At 43.5% G+C, this 22,738-nt stretch carries 21 protein-coding genes and 1 other RNA gene; 17 read left to right on the top strand and 5 right to left on the bottom strand.

Going from position 1 to position 22,738, the window contains the following annotated elements; genetic code table 11:
• Positions 1-36: 36 nt before the first annotated feature.
• Both pbp1a and recU read right to left on the bottom strand, forming a co-directional pair.
• A complete protein-coding gene (gene pbp1a / locus HMPREF1516_RS06110) occupies positions 37-2,202 on the bottom strand; it encodes a penicillin-binding protein PBP1A (RefSeq protein ID WP_001041849.1) in 2,166 nt (721 codons plus the stop codon).
• Positions 2,199-2,795: a Holliday junction resolvase RecU gene (gene recU / locus HMPREF1516_RS06105; protein ID WP_000248761.1), complete on the bottom strand. Its 597-nt coding sequence runs from the start codon at positions 2,793-2,795 to the stop codon at positions 2,199-2,201. The genes pbp1a and recU overlap by 4 nt, the downstream gene beginning before the upstream one ends.
• Positions 2,796-2,861: 66 nt before the next feature.
• Here recU and HMPREF1516_RS06100 point away from each other — a divergent pair, with 66 nt between their 5' ends.
• The 17 genes from HMPREF1516_RS06100 to tig all read left to right on the top strand — a co-directional run bounded on the left by HMPREF1516_RS06100 (position 2,862) and on the right by tig (position 18,662).
• Positions 2,862-3,389: an SLOG family protein gene (locus tag HMPREF1516_RS06100; protein ID WP_000205318.1), complete on the top strand. Its 528-nt coding sequence runs from the start codon at positions 2,862-2,864 to the stop codon at positions 3,387-3,389.
• 69 nt (positions 3,390-3,458) lie between these two features.
• A complete protein-coding gene (gpsB, locus tag HMPREF1516_RS06095) occupies positions 3,459-3,785 on the top strand; it encodes a cell division regulator GpsB (RefSeq protein ID WP_000146537.1) in 327 nt (108 codons plus the stop codon).
• A 22-nt stretch (positions 3,786-3,807) separates the two neighbouring features.
• Positions 3,808-4,189, top strand: an RNA gene (rnpB, locus tag HMPREF1516_RS09895) — RNase P RNA component class B.
• An 83-nt stretch (positions 4,190-4,272) separates the two neighbouring features.
• On the top strand, positions 4,273-5,430 hold the full coding sequence (locus HMPREF1516_RS06090; protein WP_033606042.1) for a THUMP domain-containing class I SAM-dependent RNA methyltransferase: 1,158 nt from the start codon (positions 4,273-4,275) through the stop codon (positions 5,428-5,430).
• A gap of 12 nt (positions 5,431-5,442) precedes the next feature.
• The gene (mapZ, locus tag HMPREF1516_RS06085; RefSeq protein ID WP_000039112.1) at positions 5,443-6,879 is read left to right on the top strand and encodes a cell division site-positioning protein MapZ; all 1,437 of its coding nucleotides are present in this window, start codon (positions 5,443-5,445) and stop codon (positions 6,877-6,879) included.
• A gap of 75 nt (positions 6,880-6,954) precedes the next feature.
• Complete coding sequence (gene gndA, locus HMPREF1516_RS06080) at positions 6,955-8,379, top strand: NADP-dependent phosphogluconate dehydrogenase (protein WP_007518502.1); 1,425 nt, start codon at positions 6,955-6,957, stop codon at positions 8,377-8,379.
• Positions 8,380-8,390: 11 nt separating this feature from the next.
• Positions 8,391-9,080, top strand: coding sequence for a response regulator transcription factor (locus HMPREF1516_RS06075; protein WP_000518035.1), 690 nt, complete (start codon positions 8,391-8,393; stop codon positions 9,078-9,080).
• Between the two features lie 99 nt (positions 9,081-9,179).
• Positions 9,180-10,217, top strand: a complete 1,038-nt coding sequence (gene cbpF / locus HMPREF1516_RS06070) for a choline-binding protein CbpF (protein ID WP_033606041.1) — start codon at positions 9,180-9,182, stop codon at positions 10,215-10,217.
• Positions 10,218-10,335: 118 nt separating this feature from the next.
• Positions 10,336-11,214 carry a mevalonate kinase gene (mvk, locus tag HMPREF1516_RS06065; protein ID WP_000163311.1) on the top strand — a complete coding sequence of 293 codons (879 nt, stop codon included), beginning with the start codon at positions 10,336-10,338 and terminating at the stop codon, positions 11,212-11,214.
• Positions 11,196-12,149 carry a diphosphomevalonate decarboxylase gene (gene mvaD, locus HMPREF1516_RS06060; protein ID WP_033606040.1) on the top strand — a complete coding sequence of 318 codons (954 nt, stop codon included), beginning with the start codon at positions 11,196-11,198 and terminating at the stop codon, positions 12,147-12,149. Before mvk ends, mvaD begins: the two co-directional genes overlap by 19 nt.
• On the top strand, positions 12,136-13,143 hold the full coding sequence (locus HMPREF1516_RS06055; protein ID WP_033606038.1) for a phosphomevalonate kinase: 1,008 nt from the start codon (positions 12,136-12,138) through the stop codon (positions 13,141-13,143). The genes mvaD and HMPREF1516_RS06055 overlap by 14 nt, the downstream gene beginning before the upstream one ends.
• Positions 13,127-14,128 carry a type 2 isopentenyl-diphosphate Delta-isomerase gene (gene fni, locus HMPREF1516_RS06050; RefSeq protein WP_025169575.1) on the top strand — a complete coding sequence of 334 codons (1,002 nt, stop codon included), beginning with the start codon at positions 13,127-13,129 and terminating at the stop codon, positions 14,126-14,128. Before HMPREF1516_RS06055 ends, fni begins: the two co-directional genes overlap by 17 nt.
• A 166-nt stretch (positions 14,129-14,294) precedes the next feature.
• On the top strand, positions 14,295-14,993 hold the full coding sequence (gene liaF / locus HMPREF1516_RS06045) for a cell wall-active antibiotics response protein LiaF (RefSeq protein WP_000714490.1): 699 nt from the start codon (positions 14,295-14,297) through the stop codon (positions 14,991-14,993).
• Positions 14,990-15,988: a sensor histidine kinase gene (locus tag HMPREF1516_RS06040; RefSeq protein ID WP_000744927.1), complete on the top strand. Its 999-nt coding sequence runs from the start codon at positions 14,990-14,992 to the stop codon at positions 15,986-15,988. The genes liaF and HMPREF1516_RS06040 overlap by 4 nt, the downstream gene beginning before the upstream one ends.
• 10 nt (positions 15,989-15,998) lie before the next feature.
• Positions 15,999-16,631 carry a response regulator transcription factor gene (locus HMPREF1516_RS06035; protein WP_000698407.1) on the top strand — a complete coding sequence of 211 codons (633 nt, stop codon included), beginning with the start codon at positions 15,999-16,001 and terminating at the stop codon, positions 16,629-16,631.
• A complete protein-coding gene (locus tag HMPREF1516_RS06030; RefSeq protein WP_033606036.1) occupies positions 16,632-17,288 on the top strand; it encodes a DNA alkylation repair protein in 657 nt (218 codons plus the stop codon).
• Between the two features lie 90 nt (positions 17,289-17,378).
• A complete protein-coding gene (tig, locus tag HMPREF1516_RS06025; RefSeq protein WP_000116506.1) occupies positions 17,379-18,662 on the top strand; it encodes a trigger factor in 1,284 nt (427 codons plus the stop codon).
• Between the two features lie 47 nt (positions 18,663-18,709).
• Here tig and recD2 read toward each other — a convergent pair whose 3' ends face one another.
• The 3 genes from recD2 to rnhC all read right to left on the bottom strand — a co-directional run bounded on the left by recD2 (position 18,710) and on the right by rnhC (position 22,708).
• Entirely contained in the window at positions 18,710-21,079 is a 2,370-nt protein-coding gene (recD2, locus tag HMPREF1516_RS06020; protein ID WP_000454457.1) for an SF1B family DNA helicase RecD2, read from the bottom strand.
• Between the two features lie 129 nt (positions 21,080-21,208).
• The gene (gene lepB / locus HMPREF1516_RS06015) at positions 21,209-21,823 is read right to left on the bottom strand and encodes a signal peptidase I (RefSeq protein WP_001083990.1); all 615 of its coding nucleotides are present in this window, start codon (positions 21,821-21,823) and stop codon (positions 21,209-21,211) included.
• A 3-nt stretch (positions 21,824-21,826) separates the two neighbouring features.
• A complete protein-coding gene (gene rnhC, locus HMPREF1516_RS06010; protein WP_000146843.1) occupies positions 21,827-22,708 on the bottom strand; it encodes a ribonuclease HIII in 882 nt (293 codons plus the stop codon).
• Between the last annotated feature and the right edge of the window lie 30 nt (positions 22,709-22,738).

The raw sequence follows: 22,738 nt of genomic DNA, 5'->3' as shown, positions 1-22,738 counted from the left end.
TGAAAAAATCACCCAGAGTATTCTGGGTGATAAATGTTATGGTTGTGCTGGTTGCGGATTCTGGTTTTGTTGGCCAGGGATTGTATTTGATTGTTGCGTATTATTGTTAGGATTGGTAGTCGTACTATTATTTGTGCTTGGAGTAGTTGAGCTAGACTGTGAAGTTGAGCTTTCTGATGTCGAGCTAGAACTTTCAGATGTCGAACTTTGTTGTGTAGATGATGAAGGGGTCCACGTATTGCGTGCTCCATTCTTAAAGACAAATTCTCCACTTCTGTAGAGCCCCTCAGGCATAGTCCAGTCACCAGGATGATCATCTTCAGAGAGATAAGTCATCATTGAACGGTAGACCTTCGCAGCAACATAGAAGCCATCACCAACGATAGGAGTAAGACGATTTGAGTAACCTGTCCAAACTGCCATTGAATATTTACGAGTATAGCCAACGAACATTTCGTCCGGAGCTACATAACCCGTATTTTTAATGTAGTTTTCAATCTCATCATCTGTATAGTTTGACGTACCAGTTTTACCAGCTTGTGGTAGCCAAGGGAGGTAGGCTCCTCGACCAGTTCCGTATGCCAAGACAGTTTTCATCATATCTGTCATCATATAGGCTGTCGTTTCTTTCATAGCACGTGTACCAGAATCAGAGAATTCTTTTGAACTGCCATCACTAAAGACAATCTTGTTGATATACATCGGTTTGCGGTAGATACCGCCATTGGCAAAAGCAGCGTAAGCCGCAGCCATCTTCTCGCTGCTTGCTCCATACTTTTTGTCAGATTCAGTTGTATTACTTGAAATAGCATTAGCATAGTGTATGCTTGGGTAGTCAATACCGAGTCCATTTAGAAACGTCTTGGCATGATCGAGTCCTACTTTCTCTAGCGTTTCTACAGCCGGCACATTCCGTGATTGCTGGAGAGCATACTGGAGTGTTATGTTTCCAAAGTAACTCTTATCCCAGTTATAGACAGGGGTAGAGGTTCCAGGGTAATTATAAGGACTATCGTGAACAATCGCAGCAGTTGAATCATAAACGCCGTATTCCAAAGCAGGAGCATAGTCTGTAATAGGCTTCATGGTAGAACCCCAGTCACGGTTAGTTTCTACAGCTTGGTTTATTCCAAAGGAAACGTTACTTGATTGGTGGCGAGCACCTAATTGGGCAATGACTTTCCCGTTTGTGACATCAACGATAGTAGAGGCCACCTGTAACTCATCATCTGGATAGTTGACATACTCGTCCGTATTGTAAATATCCCAGAGACGTTGTTGGACCTTAGAATCAACGTTTGTGTAGACTTCCATACCCGTAGTTAAAAGGTTGTAACCTGTTTCCTGTTCAACTTGGTCAATCACCTCTTTGAGGTAATTATCCATGTATGGAGGATAACTATTAGCCGATTTTAGACTTTGAAGTCCATCTGTAATCGGAGTATTAATCGCTTTTTCATATTGCTCAGCTGAAATGTAACCTTGCCCCTTCATCTCAGAGAGGACGAGATTACGACGTTCTTGAGCAGCTTCTGGATGCGAGTAAGGGTCATACTGGTTTGGAGCCTGAGGCATTCCGGCAAGGAGGGCCAATTGAGGGATGCTCAAATCTTTAAGGTCTTTGCCATAGTAACTTTGAGCAGCCGTCTGCATTCCGTAGTTTCCGTTTGACATGTAAACCTTGTTGATGTAGTAGGTCAAGATCTCTTGTTTAGTCGCCTTTTGTTCTAGTTGAACGGCAAGCCATGCTTCCTGAGCCTTACGAGAAAGGGTTTGGTCAGAAGTTGACGTAGAGAAATAGGTTAACTTGATCAACTGCTGCGTCAAAGTTGAAGCTCCTTGAAGGCCTCCGCCACCACGAAGATTTCGTAGGGTGGCACCTAGGATACGGATAGTATCAATTCCTCGGTGATTAAAGAAGCGATGGTCTTCAATCGAAACAATAGCGTTGACCAAATCGGTCGGGATTTCGTTTGCTTGAGCATTGACCCGACGTTCTGATCCAAGATCAGCGATGAGTTCATCGTTATTGTCATAAATTTTACTAGACGTTGTAGCGACTAGTTTACTTTCAGATAGGGCTGGAGTCTTGCTAACATAGTAGAGAAAGAGACCTCCGCCCAGCATAATAGCTGCGATAAATACAGTTAAGAAGCAGATACTGATATATTTAGCTATTCGCAGGATAGTTTGTTTGTTCATCTTGTTTTACCACCTAGTAAATGTTCTTTGATAATATCGAGATAGGGAATCTGGGGAAAGGCACCCAGCTCAATCCTATATCCATTTTCTCGAATATATCCAAGTGGCATTGACTTTTGTCCCTTATCTTGATGATAGAAACGAATCAGGTCAACAGCCGGCAATAAATAAGTTTCTTGCTGAGAAGCAAAGTGAAGAAGGACAAAGCAGATTCCTCGCTGGGCAAGGACCTGTTCCATATGCTGAATCTGATGGTGATGGAAATTCTTCATCGGAATCGCATGTTTTTGCCTAGTTTCCTTTGCTTCAAAGTCGATGTAATATCCATCATAAACCCCTGAATAGTCTGTGGTTGAAGCTTGTCTGAAGTAGGCTTCAACGATCTTGGCTCGACTTCGTTGGGGATAGTCAACACGTACGATTTGGATGGGAGTTGGTTTCTTGTGAATCACTGCCATCCCATGCGACAAGTAATAATCGTTCGTAGCGTTGATCATCTTTTCAAAAGACATTCCCCGATTAGCGAAATTTTTAGTTTGTGATGGGGGAGCTTGTCTCTTCTGTGATGAAATTTTATGTGGATAGTTGACCATAATTCTCCTTATTGGTACAATAACATCACTCTATTATATCATAAATTTACAAAGAAAGGGTTAAAAATGACAACAGCCTTGATTTCAGGTTATTCTGCCTTCGACCTTGGTCTCTTTAATGACAAGGATATTCGCGTTGATATTATCAAAACAGCTATTCGGAGAGACCTGGAGCGTCTAGCAGAGGAAGGGGTGACCTGGCTTGTCTTTACTGGGGCTCTGGGCTTTGAGTACTGGGTACTTCAGGTGGCGAAAGACATGAAAATAGACTATGGATTTCAGCTGGCGACCATTTTTGATTTTGAAACCCATGGTAGTAACTGGAATGAAGCCAATCAAGTGAAGTTGAGCGAATTCAAGCAAGTTGATTTTGTTAAATATGCCTATCCACAATATGAACACAAGGGACAACTACGTGATTATCAGAAATTTTTACTGGAGAACACAGATATTTGCTATCTTTTTTATGATGAGGAAAACAAAACTAAGTTACAATATTTTTACCAAATGATGAAAAATCAAGCGGACTATGTTACAAGGCAATTAACATTTGAGGACTTGAATGAACTAGCAGAAAATTTTTCTGAAAAGTAACCCTTTGACCTTGATTTTTACTTGTCTTTTTTTATATAATAATACTAGTAACCCAGAATGGAGAGAGACATGGCAAGTATTATATTTTCAGCGAAAGATATTTTTGAACAAGAGTTTGGACGCGAAGTGCGTGGATATAGCAGATCAGAGGTGGATGAATTCCTCGATGATGTGATTAAGGATTATGAAACCTACGCAGCTTTGGTCAAATCCCTTCGTCAAGAGATTGCCGATTTGAAGGAAGAATTATCTCGTAAACCACAGGCGACTCCAACTCAACCAGACTCTATTGAAGTAACAGCTTCTACTTCAATGACAAACTTTGATATTTTGAAACGCTTAAATCGTCTCGAAAAAGAAGTATTTGGTAAGCAAATCTTAGACAACCAAGATTGATATTGACTAAGGAATGAGTGCAATTTTTGGATAATCGCGTGAAGAGGTTCTCTTTTCATGAGGAAAGTCCATGCTAGCACAGGCTGTGATGCCTGTAGTGTTTGTGCTAGGCGAATCCATAAGCCTAGGGACGAGTGATCGTTACGGCAGTCGAAATGGCTAAGTCTTCGGATAGGTCAGAATAGGCTTGAAAGTGCCACAGTGACGGAGTCTTTCTGGAAACGGAGAGAGTGGAACGCGGTAAACCCCTCAAGCTAGCAACCCAAATTTTGGTCGGGGCATGGAGTGCACGGAAACGAACGTAGTACTCTGACTGCTAGCAGCTTCATGCTGTTAGCGGTAGACAGATGATTATCGAAGGAAGTGGTCCTAGTCACTTCTGGAACAAAACATGGCTTATAGAAAATTGCATATAGGTTGGGGCTGAGAAATCTTTCTCAACCTCATTTTTTAAAGTGAACAAGAGAAAGGTCTTGCAAGACTAGAAATGAAAGAACAATTTAATTTAATCGCAACTGCTGCGGCGGGTCTTGAGGCTGTCGTTGGACGTGAGGTGCGAGATCTTGGTTATGATTGTCAGGTTGAAAATGGGCGTGTCCGCTTCCAAGGAGATGTGAAGGCAATCATTGAGACCAATCTTTGGCTTCGCGCAGCGGATCGCATCAAGATTGTAGTCGGAAGTTTTCCAGCTAAGACTTTTGAAGAGCTTTTTCAAGGCGTTTTTGCTCTAGATTGGGAAAACTATCTCCCGTTAGGAGCACGTTTCCCGATTTCAAAGGCCAAATGTGTTAAGTCTAAACTTCATAACGAGCCCAGTGTTCAGGCTATTTCTAAGAAAGCTGTCGTGAAGAAATTACAAAAACACTATGCCCGCCCAGAAGGAATTCCCTTGATGGAAACTGGTCCTGAGTTTAAGATTGAGGTATCTATTCTGAAAGATGTGGCAACTGTCATGATTGACACGACAGGTTCTAGCCTTTTTAAACGAGGTTATCGTACGGAAAAGGGTGGAGCGCCAATCAAGGAAAATATGGCAGCGGCCATTTTACAACTATCTAACTGGTATCCAGACAAGCCCTTGATTGATCCGACCTGTGGTTCAGGAACTTTCTGTATCGAGGCGGCTATGATTGCCAGAAAGATGGCACCAGGCCTTCGCTGTTCCTTTGCTTTTGAGGAATGGAACTGGGTCAGCAATCGGTTAATCCAAGAGGTCCGTACTGATGCTGCTAAGAAAATTAATCGTGAGATAGAACTGGATATCATGGGCTGTGATATTGATGCTCGTATGGTAGAAATTGCCAAGGCAAATGCCCAAGCAGCAGGTGTTGCAGGAGATATCACCTTTAAACAAATGCGGGTACAAGATTTGCGCACTGACAAGATCAATGGCGTTATCATTTCCAATCCACCATATGGGGAGCGTTTGTCCGATGATGCAGGAGTTACGAAACTTTATGCTGAGATGGGACAGGTCTTTGCACCACTGAAAACCTGGAGTAAGTTTATCCTGACGAGTGATGAAGCTTTTGAAAGTAAGTACGGAAGTCCAGCGGATAAAAAACGAAAACTCTATAACGGGACCTTAAAAGTGGATTTGTATCAATACTTTGGTCAGCGTGTGAAACGCCAAGAGGTAAAATAGAAAGGTAAACTCATGAGCAAGAAAAGACATGATCGTCATAAAAAAGAACAGCAAGAGCCACAATTCGACTTTGACGAAGCAAAAGATTTGACTGTTGGTCAAGCAATTCGTAAGAATGAGGAGGTTGAGGCTGGAGTATTGCCTGAAGACAATATCTTGGACAAATACATCAAACAGCACCGCGAAGAGATCGAGGCAGATAAGTTTGAAACTCGTCAGTTTGAAAAAGAAGAGTTGGCTTCTACTCAAAACTTAGAGGAATTGATCCAAGAAGTTCGTGAAACAAGTGAACTTTCTGGAGAGGTAGACGATTCAGACCTGGTTTCCGAGGAATCTAGTGAAGAGATAGACAATGAAGAAACTACTCAGTTTGTTCCACCACTTCAAGATGAGGAAAGTACTGAAATAGAGCCTCTCGTTTTAACAGAAACAGCATCCAAGGAAATGAATGAGGAAAATGAGGAACAAGAAGAAACCTATACTTCCCTATCACGATCAGTACAGACGGAACCTGAAACAGGCTCTAAAAAGAAACGTGTGATTACCATCGTTTCTGTGGTAGCTGCGATTCTTGTTCTTGCTGGGACGTATTATGTCTACCGTCAGGTATCTCGTTCGAACCAAGAAATTCAGTCTTCTCAATCATCTTCAGGAAATCAAGAATCGCAAACCGACTTGCAAGAGTTCAATACGCTTTATGATGCCTTCTATACAGATGCCAATAAGACTGCTTTAAAAAATAGCCAGTTCGATAAGTTGAGCCAGCTAAAAAACTTGCTAGATAAGTTAGAAGGTAGCCGTGATTATACACTAGCTAAGTCAAAATACGATAGCCTAGCAACTCAAATCAAGGCCATTCAAGATATCAATGCCCTCTTTGAAAGTCCAGCTATTACTGACGGTGTCTTGGATACCAATGCTAAAGCCAAGGCGGATGCTAAGTTCACGGAAGTTAAAACGGGAAATACAGAGCTTGATAAACTGTTAGATAAGGCCATTAGCCTTGGTAAGAGTCAGCAAACAGCTCCTTCAAGTTCTAGCTCAAGTCAAGCAAGTTCAAGTTCCGCTACAGAAAACAATGCAGGCAGTACGACGCCTTCAACAAGCACCACAGCACCGGCTAGAGATACAAATGGTGGTTTATCTGGTGATGGTGTAAATCTACAGAGAGGACTTAGTCGTGTACCGTATAACCAATCAGCTGTAGACGATAGCAACAATCCTGCCTGGACGTTTGCAGATGGTGTTTTGGAACAGATCCTAGCAACATCACGTGCACGTGGCTACATCACTGGCAACCAATACATTCTCGAACGTGTCAATATTGTAAACGGAAACGGCTATTACAACCTCTACAAACCGGATGGAACCTACCTCTTCACCCTCAACTGTAAGACGGGTTACTTTGTAGGGAATGGTTCTGGTCATGCAGATGACTTGGACTATTAGGAGTCCGTTACAAAATTCTTTCCTTTCATAGGTAAAAATGATAAAATAAAACAAATGAAATAAGAGGAGTGTCACATGACAAAAGCTAACTTTGGTGTCGTAGGTATGGCCGTAATGGGTCGTAACCTTGCCCTAAATATCGAATCTCGTGGTTATACAGTTGCCATTTACAACCGTAGTAAAGAAAAAACAGAAGACGTGATTGCTTGCCATCCAGAAAAGAACTTTGTTCCAAGCTATGACGTTGAAAGCTTTGTAAATTCAATCGAAAAACCTCGTCGTATCATGCTGATGGTTCAAGCTGGACCTGGTACAGATGCCACTATCCAAGCCCTTCTTCCACACCTCGACAAGGGTGATATCTTGATTGACGGAGGAAACACTTTCTATAAAGATACCATCCGTCGTAATGAAGAATTGGCAAACTCAGGGATCAACTTTATCGGTACTGGAGTTTCCGGTGGTGAAAAAGGTGCCCTTGAAGGTCCTTCTATCATGCCTGGTGGACAAAAAGAAGCCTACGAATTGGTTGCGGATGTTCTCGAAGAAATCTCAGCCAAAGCACCAGAAGATGGCAAACCATGTGTGACTTATATCGGTCCTGATGGAGCTGGTCACTATGTGAAAATGGTTCACAACGGTATCGAGTATGGTGACATGCAATTAATCGCAGAAAGCTATGACCTCATGCAACACTTGCTAGGCCTTTCTGCAGAAGATATGGCAGAAATCTTTACTGAGTGGAACAAGGGTGAATTGGACAGCTACTTGATCGAAATCACAGCTGATATCTTGAGTCGCAAAGACGATGAAGGCCAAGATGGACCAATCGTAGACTACATCCTTGATGCTGCAGGGAACAAGGGAACTGGTAAATGGACTAGCCAATCAGCACTTGACCTTGGTGTGCCATTGTCACTCATCACTGAGTCAGTATTTGCTCGCTACATCTCTACATACAAAGAAGAGCGTGTGCATGCTAGCAAGGTCCTTCCAAAACCAGCTGCCTTCAAATTTGAAGGTGACAAGGCTGAGTTGATTGAAAAGATCCGTCAAGCCCTTTACTTCTCAAAAATCATTTCATACGCACAAGGTTTTGCCCAATTGCGTGTGGCTTCTAAAGAAAATAACTGGAACTTGCCATTTGCGGACATTGCATCTATCTGGCGTGATGGCTGTATCATCCGTTCTCGTTTCTTGCAAAAGATTACAGATGCCTATAACCGTGATGCAGACCTTGCAAACCTTCTTTTGGATGAGTACTTCTTGGATGTTACTGCTAAGTACCAACAAGCAGTGCGTGATATCGTAGCTCTTGCTGTTCAAGCTGGTGTACCAGTGCCAACCTTCTCAGCAGCTATTACTTACTTTGATAGCTATCGTTCAGCAGACCTTCCTGCTAACTTAATCCAAGCACAACGTGACTACTTTGGTGCCCACACTTACCAACGTAAAGACAAAGAAGGAATCTTCCACTACTCTTGGTATGACGAAAAATAAGTAGGTCTGCCATGGGGAAACGGATTTTATTACTTGAGAAAGAACGAAATCTCGCTCATTTTCTCAGTCTGGAACTCCAAAAAGAGCAATACCGTGTTGATCGGGTCGAGGAGGGGCAAAAAGCCCTCTCCATGGCTCTCCAGACAGATTATGACTTGATTTTACTGAATGCTCGTCTGGGGGATATGACGGCCCAGGATTTTGCAGAGAGGCTGAGTCGGACAAAACCTGCCTCAGTGATCATGGTCTTGGACCATCGCGAAGAATTGCAAGACCAGATTGAGACAATCCAGCGCTTCGCCGTTTCTTACATCTATAAGCCAGTGATTATTGATCAGCTGGTGGCTCGTATTTCAGCGATTTTCCGAGGTCGGGACTTTATCGACCAACACTGTAGCCAGATGAAGGTCCCAACGTCTTACCGCAACCTACGTATGGATGTAGAACATCATACCGTTTATCGTGGCGAGGAGATGATTGCTCTGACGCGTCGTGAGTATGACCTCTTGGCTACTCTCATGGGAAGCAAGAAAGTCTTGACTCGTGAGCAGTTGTTGGAAAGTGTTTGGAAGTACGAAAGTGCGACAGAAACCAATATCGTGGATGTTTATATCCGTTATCTACGTAGCAAGCTTGATGTAAAAGGTCAAAAAAGCTACATTAAAACCGTGCGTGGTGTTGGGTACACCATGCAAGAATAGAAAAGCAGTTGCAGTTGTGTAACTGCTTTTTTTGAGCAATTTTTATATATTGACATACAGTAAAGTCTTTGCTACAATCAGTTATGGAGGAAAGATCTAATGAAAATAGTAAAAAGAATGATGCAAGTTGGACTCGCCGTCTTTTTCTTTGCTTTGCTAGCTACAAGTACCGTCTTTGCGGATGATGCTGATTCGGAAGGCTGGCAATTTGTCCAAGAAAATGGTAGAACCTACTACAAGAAGGGTGAGATCAAAGAAACCGCCTGGCGAGTGATAGATGGGAAGACCTATTATTTCGATCATGTATCAGGAGAGATGGTTGTCGGCTGGCAATATATCCCGTTTCCATCTAAAGGTAGTACAATTGGTCCTTACCCAAATGGTTTAAGATTAGAATATATGCCAATGCCAAAATGGTATTACTTTGGTCAAGATGGGGTACTACAAGAATTTGTTGGCAAGCAAGTTTTAGAAGCAAAAACTGCTACAAATACCAACAAACATCATGGGGAACAATATGATAGTCCAGCAGAGAAACGAGTCTATTATTTTGAAGATCAGCGTAGCTATCACACTTTAAAAACCGGTTGGATTTATGACGAGGGTCATTGGTATTATTTACAGAAGAGTGGTGGCTTTGATGCTCGTATCAACAGTTTAACGGTTGGGGAGCCAGTGCGTGGTTGGGCCAAGGATTATTCTCTTCTATATGATGAAGAGGAATTAAAAGCGGCTCCATGGTACTACCTAGACCCAGAAACTGGCATTATGCAAACGGGTTGGAAACAACTTGGCAATAAGTGGTACTATCTCCGTTCATCAGGAACCATGGCAACTGGTTGGTATCAGGAAGGCTCCACTTGGTATTATTTAGATGAACCAAATGGTGATATGAAAACGGGCTGGCAATACCTTGGGAACAAGTGGTACTATCTCCGTTCATCAGGAGCTATGGCGACTGGCTGGTATCAGGAAGGCTCGACTTGGTACTACTTACATGCAAGTAATGGAGATATGAAGACAGGCTGGTTCCAGGTCAATGGCAAATGGTACTACGCTTACAGCTCAGGTGCTTTAGCAGTGAATACGACCGTAGAAGGCTATTCTGTCAATTATAATGGCGAATGGGTCCAATAATGAAAGAGGCGATTGTGAAGGAAACAATCGCTTTTTTTGTGAAAATATAATAAAATAGATAGGAGAAATACTACTGTATGAAAAGTGAGACGGTCTTTACGTCTGGTTAAAGGAAAACATGACAAAAAAAGTTGGTGTCGGTCAGGCACATAGTAAGATTATTTTAATAGGAGAGCATGCGGTAGTCTACGGCTATCCTGCCATTTCCCTGCCTCTCTTAGAGGTGGAGGTGACATGTAAGGTGGTCCCTGCTGAAAGTCCGTGGCGTCTTTATGAGGAGGATACCTTGTCCATGGCGGTATATGCCTCGCTGGAGTATTTGGATATCAAAGAAGCCTGCATTCGCTGTGTGATTGACTCTGCTATCCCTGAAAAACGGGGAATGGGTTCGTCAGCAGCTATCAGCATAGCAGCTATTCGAGCAGTTTTTGACTACTATCAAGCCGAACTGCCTCATGATGTACTGGAAATTCTGGTCAATCGGGCTGAGATGATTGCCCATATGAATCCGAGTGGGTTGGATGCCAAGACCTGTCTCAGTGACCAGCCCATTCGCTTTATCAAGAATGTTGGATTTACAGAGCTTGAGATGAACCTATCGGCTTATTTGGTGATTGCCGATACGGGCGTGTATGGTCACACTCGTGAAGCCATCCAAGTGGTTCAAAGCAAGGGGAAGGATGCTCTGCCGTTTTTGCATGCCCTGGGAGAATTGACCCAGCAGGCAGAAGAGGCAATTAGACGAAAAGATGCTGAGGGACTGGGACAAATCCTCAGTCAAGCGCATTTACATTTAAAAGAAATTGGTGTTAGTAGCCCTGAGGCAGACTCCCTCGTTGAAACGGCTCTGAGCCATGGTGCTCTAGGTGCCAAGATGAGTGGTGGTGGGCTAGGAGGCTGTATCATCGCCTTGGCAACCAATTTGACACACGTACAAGAACTAGCAAAACGATTAGAAGAGAAAGGAGCTATTCAGACATGGATCGAGAGCCTGTAACAGTACGTTCCTACGCAAATATTGCCATTATCAAATATTGGGGAAAGAAAAAAGAGAAAGAGATGGTGCCTGCTACTAGCAGTATCTCTTTGACTTTGGAAAACATGTATACAGAGACAACCTTGTCGCCTCTACCGACGGATGCGACTGCTGATGCCTTTTATATCAATGGTCAACTTCAGAGTGAGGCTGAGCATGCCAAAATGAGCGAAATCATTGACCGTTACCGCCCAGAAGGTGAGGGCTTTGTCCGTATTGATACCCAAAACAACATGCCTACCGCAGCGGGCTTGTCATCCAGTTCTAGCGGTTTGTCCGCCTTGGTCAAGGCCTGTAATGCTTATTTCCAGCTTGGATTGGATAGAAGTCAGTTGGCACAGGAGGCTAAGTTTGCTTCTGGTTCTTCTTCTCGGAGTTTTTATGGACCACTAGGTGCCTGGGATAAGGATAGTGGGGAAATTTACTCTGTTGATACAGACCTGAAACTAGCTATGATTATGTTGGTGTTAGAGGACAAGAAAAAACCAATCTCTAGCCGTGATGGAATGAAACTTTGTGTGGAAACCTCGACGACCTTTGATGATTGGGTGCGCCAGTCTGAAAAGGACTATCAGGAGATGCTGGTCTATCTCAAAGATAATGACTTTGCCAAGGTTGGGGAATTAACGGAGAAAAATGCCCTAGCCATGCACGCTACGACGAAAACAGCATCACCATCTTTTTCTTATCTAACGGATGCTTCTTATGAAGCGATGGACTTTGTCCGCCAACTTCGTGAGCAAGGAGAAGCCTGCTACTTTACCATGGATGCTGGTCCCAATGTCAAGGTCCTCTGTCAGGAGAAAGATTTGGATCATCTATCTGAAATCTTTGGTCAACGTTATCGCTTGATTGTGTCAAAAACAAAGGATTTGAGCCAAGATGATTGCTGTTAAAACTTGCGGGAAACTCTATTGGGCGGGTGAGTATGCTATTCTAGAGCCAGGGCAATTAGCCTTGATAAAGGCCATCCCCATCTATATGAAGGCTGAGATTGCTTTTTCTGAGAACTATCGTATCTACTCAGACATGTTTGATTTCGCAGTGGACTTGACGCCAAATCCTGACTACAGCTTGATTCAGGAAACGATTGCTTTGGTGGGAGACTTCCTCGCCAATCGTGGTCAGACTTTGCGACCTTTTTCTTTGGAAATTCGTGGAAAAATGGAACGGGAAGGCAAAAAGTTTGGTCTAGGTTCTAGTGGTAGCGTCGTTGTTTTGGTGATCAAGGCCCTGCTGGCTCTATATGGTCTTTCAGTTAATTCAGAACTCTTGTTCAAGCTGGCAAGCGCGGTCTTGCTCAGGCGAGGCGACAATGGTTCTATGGGAGACCTTGCCTGTATTGTGGCAGAGGATTTGGTTCTCTACCAGTCTTTTGATCGTCAGAAGATAGCTGCTTGGTTGAAAGAAGAAAGCTTGGCAACAGTTGTGGAGCGTGATTGGGGCTTTTCTATCTCGCACGTACAACCTGCCCTAGAATGTGATTTCCTAGTGGGATGGACCAAGCAAGTGGCTGTATCGAGTCAAATGGTTCAGCAAATCAAGCAAAATATCAATCAGAATTTTTTAACTTTCTCAAAAGCAACGGTATCTGCTTTGGTAGAAGCCCTGGAGCAGGGGAATGCAGAAAACATCATCGAGCAGCTGGAAACAGCCAGTCAGCTTTTAGAAGGTTTGAGCCCAAATATTTACACACCTTCGCTGAGACAGTTGAAAGAAGCCAGTCAAGATTTGCAGGCTGTTGCCAAGAGTAGTGGCGCTGGTGGTGGTGACTGTGGGATTGCCTTGAGTTTTGATGTGCAATCAACCGAAACCTTAAAAAACCGTTGGGCCGATCTGGGGATTGAGCTCTTATACCAAGAAAGGATTGGACATGACAACAAATCGTAAGGACGAGCACATCCGCTATGCCCTTGAGCAGAAAAGTTCCTATAATAGCTTTGATGAGGTGGAGTTGATTCATTCTTCCCTGCCTCTTTACGATCTGGATGAGATTGATTTGACTACAGAGTTTGCAGGTCGAAAGTGGGACTTTCCTTTTTATATCAATGCCATGACGGGTGGAAGCGATAAGGGGAGAGAAATCAATCAAAAGTTGTCTCAGGTGGCAGAAGCTTGTGGGATTTTGTTTGTAACGGGCTCTTATAGTGCAGCCCTCAAAGATCCAACAGATGACTCTTTTTCTGTCAAATCTAGCCGTCCAAATCTCCTCCTTGGAACCAATATTGGATTGGACAAGCCTGTTGAACTTGGTTTGCAGACTGTGACGGAGATGAATCCTTTACTTTTACAAGTGCACGTCAATGTCATGCAGGAATTGCTCATGCCTGAGGGAGAAAGAAAGTTTCGAAGCTGGCAATCGCATCTGGCAGACTATAGCAAGCAAATCCCCGTTCCTATTATTCTCAAGGAAGTGGGCTTTGGGATGGATGTGAAGACCATCGAACGAGCCTATGAATTGGGTGTTCGAACCTTTGACCTGTCAGGTCGTGGTGGTACTAGCTTTGCCTATATCGAAAATCGTCGCAGTGGTCAGCGTGATTACCTCAATCAATGGGGCCAGTCTACTATGCAAGCCCTTCTCAATGCCCAAGACTGGAAAGACAAAGTCGAACTCTTGGTCAGCGGAGGCGTTCGGAACCCACTTGATATGATTAAATGCTTGGTATTGGGTGCCAAGGCTGTGGGATTGTCTCGAACCGTTCTAGAGTTGATTGAAAGCTACTCCGTCGAAGAGGTGATTGGCATTGTCCAAGGCTGGGAAGAAGATCTGCGTTTGATCATGTGTGCTCTTAATTGTGCCACCATAGCAGATCTGCAAAGCGTAGACTATATTCTTTACGGTAAACTAAAAGAAGCAAAAGATCAGATGTAGAGAGGTCGGGACAAGAATCCCGCCCTTTTTTGTAGCCTTTTGTCAACTGTGGTGGGCTGAAAGAACCTAGCTTGTAGGATCGATTTCTGTCCTATCTCCTTTTTCCATCCTCAGACCGAGGTGACTTTTTTGAATTGTGATAAAATAGAAGGGAGAGGATGCGTCTATGAAAAAATTTCAAATCTTTTTATTTATTGAAGCCTGTCTGTTGACGGGAGCTCTGATTTTGATGGTATCAGAGCATTTTTCGCGTTTTCTGCTGATTCTATTCCTCTTTTTGCTCTTGCTCCGCTATTATACAGGTAAAGAGGGTAACAATGTGTTCCTCCTTGTGGCGACTATTCTTTTCTTTTTCATCGTCATGCTCAATCCCTTTGTGATTTTAGCTATCTTTGTGGCGGTCATATACAGTCTCTTTCTTCTCTATCCGATGATGAATCAAGAAAGAGAGGAGACGGACTTGGTCTTTGAAGAGGTGGTGACGGTTAAAAATGAACGCAATCCTTGGTTTGGCAATCTCCATCATTTCTCTAGTCACCAGACCTGCCAGTTTGATGATATCAACCTCTTTCGCCTCATGGGTAAGGACACCATTCATCTAGAAAGAGTTATCCTAACCAATCATGACAATGTCATTATCCTTAGAAAGATGGTCGGAACGACTAGGATTATCGTGCCCGTAGATGTGGAAATCAGTCTCAGTGTCAACTGCCTCTATGGAGATTTAACTTTCCTCCATCAACCCAAGCGAGCCCTTCGTAATGAACATTATCATCAGGAAACCAGGGACTATCTAAAGAGTAACAAGAGCGTCAAGATTTTCCTAACTACTATGGTTGGCGATGTGGAGGTGGTCAGAGGATGAAAAAGCAATCTTATCTGTTAATCGGCCTGACTTCTTTCCTCTTTATCCTCTTTTTGACCAATAGTCTACTTGATATTTTTGAACTGGATTGGTCCTATTTGCTACAGGATATCGAGAAAACGGAGAAACTCATCTTCTTGATCTTGGTCTTTAGCCTTTCCATGACCTTCTTTTTTGTCCTTTTTTGGCGCGTGATAGAAGAAGTCTCTCGCAGAAAAATGCAAGTCAATCTCAAGCGACTGCTAGCAGGGAAAGAGGTAGTTTCCTTTGCAGATCCAGATTTGGACGCTAGTTTCAAGAACTTGTCCGGTAAGCTGATCCTCTTGACTGAGGCTGTTCAAAAGGCTGAAAATCAAAGTCTAGTTAAGGAAGAAGCAATCATCGAAAAAGAACGGAAGCGGATAGCACGTGACTTACATGATACAGTTAGTCAGGAGTTGTTTGCGGCCCATATGATTTTATCAGGTGTCAGCCAGCAGGCTTTGAAGCTGGATAGAGAAAAGATGCAGATCCAGTTGCAAAGTGTCGCAGCCATCCTTGAAACAGCCCAGAAAGATTTGCGGGTCTTGCTCCTACATTTGCGACCTGTTGAGTTGGAAGAGAAGAGTTTGATTGAGGGAATTCAAATCCTCTTAAAAGAGCTTGAGGACAAGAGTGATCTCAAGGTAAGCCTCAAGCAAAATGTGTCTAAATTGCCCAAGAAGATTGAAGAACATATCTTCCGTATTTTACAGGAATTGATCAGCAATACCCTTCGCCATGCCCAGGCATCTTGCCTAGATGTCTACCTCTATCAGACAGAGGTAGAATTGCAGCTGAAGGTGGTGGATAATGGGATTGGTTTCCAGTTGGGGAGTTTAGACGACTTGAGTTATGGACTGCGAAATATCAAGGAGCGAGTCGAAGATATGGCAGGAACGGTTCAACTTTTGACAGCTCCAAAGCAAGGACTGGCGGTTGATATCCGTATTCCCCTGCTAGATAAGGAATCATAAAGGAGTAGAGATGAAAATTTTACTGGTAGATGACCATGAAATGGTTCGATTGGGCTTGAAGAGCTATTTTGATCTCCAAGACGATGTGGAAGTTGTGGGCGAGGCTGCCAATGGTGCTCAAGGTATTGACTTGGCCTTGAAACTGCGTCCAGATGTCATTGTCATGGATATTGTCATGCCTGAGATGAATGGGATTGATGCAACCTTAGCCATACTCAAAGAATGGCCTGAAGCCAAGATTTTGATTGTAACCTCTTACTTGGACAATGAAAAAATCATGCCGGTCTTGAATGCTGGTGCCAAAGGTTATATGCTCAAGACTTCTAGTGCAGACGAACTGCTTCATGCAGTTCGTAAGGTTGCTGCTGGCGAGCTGGCTATTGAGCAAGAAGTTAGTAAGAAGGTCGAATACCACCGCAATCATATGGAACTTCATGAGGAATTGACTGCTCGTGAACGTGACGTGCTTCAACTCATCGCCAAGGGCTACGAAAATCAGCGCATCGCAGATGAACTCTTTATCTCTCTCAAGACGGTCAAGACCCATGTGTCCAACATCCTAGCCAAGCTTGAGGTCAGCGATCGCACCCAGGCGGCGGTCTATGCCTTTCAGCACCATTTGGTCGGGCAGGAGGATTTTTAGATGAGTCTTGCAGATTTACTTGGGGAGTTAGAAGTAGCAAAAGACCCTGAGAAAGCGGGCCCAATGGAAGCCTATATGCGTCATCAATTTCCCTTTTTAGGTATTGCAGGTCCTGAAAGAAATGCACTCTATAAAAAGTATTTTCCAGAAGCGAAAAAAACAAAGATTATTGATTGGGATTTTGTGGACACTTGCTGGGAAAAGGAATCTAGAGAATACCAATATATGGGCGCCAACTATTTGAAAGCCATGCAGTCTTATCTAAAGAAGGACGATTTGCCTAAGCTTGAGCGTCTGGTCGTGACCAAGTCCTGGTGGGACACGGTAGATATCCTAGATCGAGTAGTAGAAAGTTTGGTGGCTAACCACCCGGAACTTGAAGAAGTGATTTTAAAATGGAGCCTATCAGATAATATCTGGCTGAGACGAGTCGCTATTGACCACCAGTTGTTAAGGAAAGAGAAAACAAATGTCCAACTGATGGAAAAGATTCTGCTCAACAATCTGGACCAGACAGAATTTTTTATCAACAAAGCCATCGGCTGGGCTCTAAGAGACTACTCTAAAACCAATCCCGAATGGGTAGCACGCTTTATTGAAAAAAATAAGAAAAGAATGGCTGAACTTAGTATCAGGGAAGCGAGCAAGTACCTCTAGCACTATTGAAAAGCGCATTCATTACTTGAAAAAAGTCGCTATTATATGGTATAATGGAATGTATTAAAAATTTTAAGGAGAAATGACAGAATGTCTGTATCATTTGAAAACAAAGAAACAAACCGTGGTGTCTTGACTTTCACTATCTCTCAAGACCAGATCAAACCAGAATTGGACCGTGTATTTAACTCAGTAAAGAAAACTCTTAACGTTCCTGGTTTCCGTAAAGGTCACCTTCCACGCCCTATCTTCGACCAAAAATTTGGTGAAGAAGCTCTTTATCAAGATGCAATGAACGCACTTTTGCCAAACGCTTATGAAGCTGCAGTAAAAGAAGCTGGTCTTGAAGTGGTTGCGCAACCAAAAATTGACGTGACTTCAATGGAAAAAGGTCAAGACTGGGTTATCACAGCTGAAGTCGTGACAAAACCTGAAGTAAAATTGGGCGACTACAAAAACCTTGAAGTATCAGTTGATGTAGAAAAAGAAGTGACAGACGCTGACGTTGAAGAACGTATCGAACGCGAACGCAATAACTTGGCTGAATTGGTTATCAAAGAAGGCGCTGCTGAAAATGGCGACACTGTTGTTATTGACTTCGTTGGTTCTATCGACGGTGTTGAATTTGACGGTGGAAAAGGTGAAAACTTCTCACTTGGACTTGGATCAGGTCAATTCATCCCTGGTTTCGAAGACCAATTGGTTGGACACTCAGCTGGCGAAACTGTTGATGTTGTTGTAACATTCCCAGAAGACTACCAAGCAGAAGACCTTGCAGGTAAAGAAGCTAAATTCGTAACAACTATCCACGAAGTAAAAGCTAAAGAAGTTCCAGCTCTTGATGATGAACTTGCAAAAGATATCGACGAAGAAGTGGAAACTCTTGACGAATTGAAAGAAAAATACCGCAAAGAATTGACTGCTGCGAAAGAAGAAGCATACAAAGACGCCGTTGAAGGCGCAGCAATCGATAAAGCTGTAGAAAACGCTGAAATCGTAGAACTTCCAGAAGAAATGATCCACGAAGAAGTTCACCGCTCAGTAAATGAATTCCTTGGAAACTTACAACGCCAAGGTATCAACCCTGACATGTACTTCCAAATCACAGGAACTACTCAAGAAGACCTTCACAAACAATACGAAGCAGAAGCTGAGTCACGTACGAAGACTAACCTTGTTATCGAAGCAGTTGCCAAAGCTGAAGGATTTGATGCTTCAGAAGAAGAAATCCAAAAAGAAATTGAGCAATTGGCAGCAGACTACAATATGGAAGTGGCTCAAGTACAAAACTTGCTTTCAGCTGATATGTTGAAACACGATATCACTATCAAAAAAGCTGTTGAATTGATTACAAGCACTGCAACAGTAAAATAATTTTAAAAGAGAAAAAGCCCACCTGACTAGGTGGGCTTTCTGTTGCACTATTTTCCAAAAATCTCTTTAAGGTCTGCGTCTGTAATCCCAATCATGGCTGGGATGCTAGACCAGTTTCCCTCGGTGAGGATGTAGGATTGTTCAGAGTCACTTGCTGTGGCAGTTTCAGAGAAGGCTTGTTTACTTTCTTCAATATTATTTTCAATTAGATCACTGAAGCGTTCAATCAGATAGGTCTTGCGAGCAGTCCCGATATGCTTGACTGCATAGTCAAAGGCCTGTAACTCGCCAAGAAGGATGAGCTTGCTCTTGGCCCGTGTGATAGCTGTGTAGATGAGATTCCGCTCCAGCATGCGCTTGCTAGCACTGGTGATGGGCAGGATGACAACGGGAAACTCACTCCCCTGCGACTTATGAATACTCATGGCATAAGCCAGGCGGATCTTGTACCATTCATTGCGTGGATAGATGACCTCGTTGCCATCAAAATCAATGACAATCTCGTCTTGTTTGGACTCGGTGTATTTTCCAGGAATCAGGTCTGTGATGTAGCCTAGGTCTCCATTAAAGACATTGACTTCAGCGTCGTTGACTAGGTGAATGACCTTGTCCCCTGTTCGATAGTGACACTGAGTTGCTTCAAAGCTAACTTGCCCCTTTTGCTGAGGATTGAGCAGGTCTTGCATAAGTTGGTTGATGGCGTCAATACCAGCAGTTCCTCGATACATAGGCGCTAGCACCTGAATATCGCGAGCCGGAATGCCACTTCTGAGGGCAGCGCCGAGGATTTTCTCAATGGTAGCTGGGATATGACCACTAGCGATTTCAAAGTAGGAACGGTCTGCCTTTTTCTGGGTAAAGTCGGATGGCAGGATTCCTTGTCGAATCTGACTAGCCAAGGTGACGATAGTTGATTCTTCGCTCTGACGATAAATTTTTTCCAAGCGAGTCTGGGGAATCAGTGCAATCTGGAGCAGGTCGGCCAGAACTTGGCCAGGACTGACAGAAGGTAGCTGGTCGCTATCCCCCACAATGAGGATTTTACTGTTAGAAGAAATGTTGGAAAAGAGTTGGTTGGCTAACCAAGTGTCTACCATGGAGAATTCATCCACGATAATAAAGTTAGCATCCAGATAATCTTCCAGATGGCTGGTATCATCGTCACCTGTCATTCCCAAATGGCGGTGTATGGTAGCGCTTGGCAAACCTGTCAATTCATTCATGCGCCGAGCCGCTCGACCAGTTGGTGCAGCGAGAAGAATAGGTAAGTTGCTTTTCTTCCTGAGATCAAGCCCTTCTAAGAGGGCATAGACAGCGATGATACCATTGATAACAGTTGTCTTACCAGTACCAGGTCCACCTGTCAGGATAAAGACCTTGTTCTGGATGGCATCGCAGATTGCTTGCTTTTGGATGCTATCGTACTGGATACCAAGCTCTTCCTCAACACTGGCGATATGCTTTTGAATGGTTTCTAGATCCTGGCTTTTCTGCTTTCCTTTTTCGAGGATACGAACCAAGTGACTGCGAATGCCTTCTTCAGCGAAAAAGAGGCTGTTATCAAAGATTTTGGTATCAATCTGCTGAACCTTGTCTTCTTCGATCAAATGAGATAATTCCTGAGCTACTTGACTGGGGTCTAGTTCCACAGGACGGGAAGACTCGAGGAGAGTCAGGGTCTGTTCCAGCAAATCTCGGGCTTCCATATAGGTATCGCCCGTATCCATACATCCCTGAAAAAGACTATGAACAAGACCAGCACGGAAGCGTTCAGGAGCTTGACTTTCGATGCCTAGTTCTGCAGCCAATTGGTCAGCAATGGTAAAGCCCAAACCCTTGATATCCTCAACTAGTTGGTAGGGATAATTTTCAACCACATCAAGGGTTTCTTCCTTGTAAAAGTCTTGAATCTGAAGGGCCAGTTTATTGGGAATGCCGTAGTTAGCTAGTTTTGCCAAGACCATCTCTGTCCCGTAGTTGAGACGGAGGGTGGAAACAAAAGCCTCACGGTTTTTGGCAGAGAGTCCTGAGATGCCTTCTAGCTTTTCAGGATGTTCCAGAATTTCGTCAATGGTATTGTCACCATAGCTATCGACGATTTTCTGAGCAGTTTTGAGACCAATTCCCTTGAAATGGCTACTGGAAAAATATTTGACTAGCCCTTTTCTAGTTAGTTTTGCCCGTTCATAACGGCTGATCTGAAGCTGTTCCCCATACTTGGAGTGCTGAACGATTTGCCCCCAAAAAGTGTAGTCTTCCCCTTCAATCACGTCCGCCATGGTTCCTGTAACGATGATTTCAAAATCGTCAAAGTCCTCCGCATTGGTATCTTCGATATCTAGGAGGAGAATACGATAAAAATTACTGGGATTTTCAAAAATAATCCGTTCAATGGTGCCTGAAAAATAAACTTCCATAGGTTTCCTTTACATGAGTTCATGAGAGTTGGACCCTTAGCTTCTTTCAACAAGCTAGGAGACTAAAAGGTCTTTTTCTCGCAATAGAAAAAGAGACTGAGACTTAGCATTCTCGGCCTCTTCCTTATCTTAAAAAGTTCCGATACGGTTAAGTGGCCAGAAACGGAATTTTGCTTCGCCCTTGATATCGCTGGCCTTGAAGGTACCAACATGGCGGCTGTCGCTAGAGACTAGACGATCGTCACCAAGGAGAAGGTACTCACCTTGAGGGACAGTAAAGCTGAAGCTGGTATTGGAATTGACATCAACTGTAAAGGCCTGCGCCTTTTGAGCAAGTTCTCTAAAGTAAACTCCCTTATTGCCTTCAAATCCTTTTCCAGTATAGGTGTTTTGCAACTTTTCTGTTTTGAACAAGTTGAGGTATTCAGCTAGGTAGGGTTCATCCGTTTCTTCACCGTTGATAAAGAGTTTGTCATTTTCATAGCGGATGGTATCTCCAGGCATACCGATGACCCTTTTGACAATGTCTTTATTTCCGTCTTCCTCATGCGCAACCACGATATCGAAACGGTCAATTGGGAGATGTTTGACAACGAAGAGAACCTCTCCGTCGGCTAGGGTAGGATCCATAGAGTGCCCTTCCACACGGACATTGCTCCAAAGGAAGATACGGCTAAGGCCGACCAGCGCGATAATCAGGAAGAAAACTCCCCATTCTTTTAGAAATGTTTTAAACGAATTCATAACTCACCTTTCTAGAAGTGCTTTGGCTTTTTCAGTATTTTTAAAATGCAGTTTGGCGCAGAAATGAAGTCCCTTCATGCCATAGGCTTGAAGGATTTTGCTAGCAACCTTATCAGATGCAGTTCCAGCGCCACTTGGCAGTTGATAGCCTAGTTCCCGTCCAAGATTTTCCAAGTTTTCGAGGAAGAGATCTCGCGCGATGATAGAGCTAACTGCAACAGCCAGGTATTTGCCCTCGGCTTTTTCTTCTAAGCTAATTTTGTTTGGAAAACGGTTGGCTTCTTGCGCCAAGTACTTGTCATAGTTTTTAGGGCTTGTAAAAGCATCAATCACGATTTTTTCTGGCTGGACTCCTTTTTGAAGCAGGAGAAAGATAGCCTGGTTGTGAAGGGCAACCTTTACAGAAACAGCATTGTAGCGCTCTCCGATAACTTCGTTGTACTTGCTCGGTGAAAGGAGGAGCGCTTGGTGCTGGACCTTTTCTTTAAGGATAGGGGCAATCTGACGAATCTTTTGGTCTGTCAGAGTCTTGGAATCCCCCACACCGAGTTTTCGCAAGAAGTCATGCTGATCTGGTGTCACGAAGGAAGCCACGACAGCAAGCCCACCAAAGTAGGAACCATTTCCCACCTCATCGGTACCGATCATAGGAAAATCTTGTCCACTGTTTTCTTGTTGAACTTGATAGCCAAAGAAACTAGCGTACTGTTCAGCAGCTTCGCCCTGCAGGAGGACTTTTCCAGAAGTATAGATGGAAACTGTTGCCTGAGGCAGTCTCAAAAAATAGCGAATATAAGGATTTTTACTAGGACTGAGAGCCTTTTGATACTGACTTAAAAAGCTCTGAATTTCTTGTTCACTTGGTATGAGTGTGATACTTGCCATAGTCTCTATTGTACCACAAAAGCAGGAGAA

The organism is Streptococcus sp. CM6, from assembly GCF_000526095.1.
In the GTDB taxonomy this organism is placed as follows: domain Bacteria; phylum Bacillota; class Bacilli; order Lactobacillales; family Streptococcaceae; genus Streptococcus; species Streptococcus oralis_BW.
The sequence above is the reverse complement of the archived record's forward strand: the minus strand, read 5'-3'. Positions and strand labels throughout refer to the sequence as shown.

What these genes read in the sequence shown, in the direction of transcription:
- pbp1a (WP_001041849.1), bottom strand. Translation starts at nt 2,202, where the DNA reads ATGAACAAACAAACTATCCTGCGAATAGCTAAATATATCAGTATCTGC.
- recU (WP_000248761.1), bottom strand. Translation starts at nt 2,795, where the DNA reads ATGGTCAACTATCCACATAAAATTTCATCACAGAAGAGACAAGCTCCC.
- HMPREF1516_RS06100 (WP_000205318.1), top strand. Translation starts at nt 2,862, where the DNA reads ATGACAACAGCCTTGATTTCAGGTTATTCTGCCTTCGACCTTGGTCTC.
- gpsB (WP_000146537.1), top strand. Translation starts at nt 3,459, where the DNA reads ATGGCAAGTATTATATTTTCAGCGAAAGATATTTTTGAACAAGAGTTT.
- HMPREF1516_RS06090 (WP_033606042.1), top strand. Translation starts at nt 4,273, where the DNA reads ATGAAAGAACAATTTAATTTAATCGCAACTGCTGCGGCGGGTCTTGAG.
- mapZ (WP_000039112.1), top strand. Translation starts at nt 5,443, where the DNA reads ATGAGCAAGAAAAGACATGATCGTCATAAAAAAGAACAGCAAGAGCCA.
- gndA (WP_007518502.1), top strand. Translation starts at nt 6,955, where the DNA reads ATGACAAAAGCTAACTTTGGTGTCGTAGGTATGGCCGTAATGGGTCGT.
- HMPREF1516_RS06075 (WP_000518035.1), top strand. Translation starts at nt 8,391, where the DNA reads ATGGGGAAACGGATTTTATTACTTGAGAAAGAACGAAATCTCGCTCAT.
- cbpF (WP_033606041.1), top strand. Translation starts at nt 9,180, where the DNA reads ATGAAAATAGTAAAAAGAATGATGCAAGTTGGACTCGCCGTCTTTTTC.
- mvk (WP_000163311.1), top strand. Translation starts at nt 10,336, where the DNA reads ATGACAAAAAAAGTTGGTGTCGGTCAGGCACATAGTAAGATTATTTTA.
- mvaD (WP_033606040.1), top strand. Translation starts at nt 11,196, where the DNA reads ATGGATCGAGAGCCTGTAACAGTACGTTCCTACGCAAATATTGCCATT.
- HMPREF1516_RS06055 (WP_033606038.1), top strand. Translation starts at nt 12,136, where the DNA reads ATGATTGCTGTTAAAACTTGCGGGAAACTCTATTGGGCGGGTGAGTAT.
- fni (WP_025169575.1), top strand. Translation starts at nt 13,127, where the DNA reads ATGACAACAAATCGTAAGGACGAGCACATCCGCTATGCCCTTGAGCAG.
- liaF (WP_000714490.1), top strand. Translation starts at nt 14,295, where the DNA reads ATGAAAAAATTTCAAATCTTTTTATTTATTGAAGCCTGTCTGTTGACG.
- HMPREF1516_RS06040 (WP_000744927.1), top strand. Translation starts at nt 14,990, where the DNA reads ATGAAAAAGCAATCTTATCTGTTAATCGGCCTGACTTCTTTCCTCTTT.
- HMPREF1516_RS06035 (WP_000698407.1), top strand. Translation starts at nt 15,999, where the DNA reads ATGAAAATTTTACTGGTAGATGACCATGAAATGGTTCGATTGGGCTTG.
- HMPREF1516_RS06030 (WP_033606036.1), top strand. Translation starts at nt 16,632, where the DNA reads ATGAGTCTTGCAGATTTACTTGGGGAGTTAGAAGTAGCAAAAGACCCT.
- tig (WP_000116506.1), top strand. Translation starts at nt 17,379, where the DNA reads ATGTCTGTATCATTTGAAAACAAAGAAACAAACCGTGGTGTCTTGACT.
- recD2 (WP_000454457.1), bottom strand. Translation starts at nt 21,079, where the DNA reads ATGGAAGTTTATTTTTCAGGCACCATTGAACGGATTATTTTTGAAAAT.
- lepB (WP_001083990.1), bottom strand. Translation starts at nt 21,823, where the DNA reads ATGAATTCGTTTAAAACATTTCTAAAAGAATGGGGAGTTTTCTTCCTG.
- rnhC (WP_000146843.1), bottom strand. Translation starts at nt 22,708, where the DNA reads ATGGCAAGTATCACACTCATACCAAGTGAACAAGAAATTCAGAGCTTT.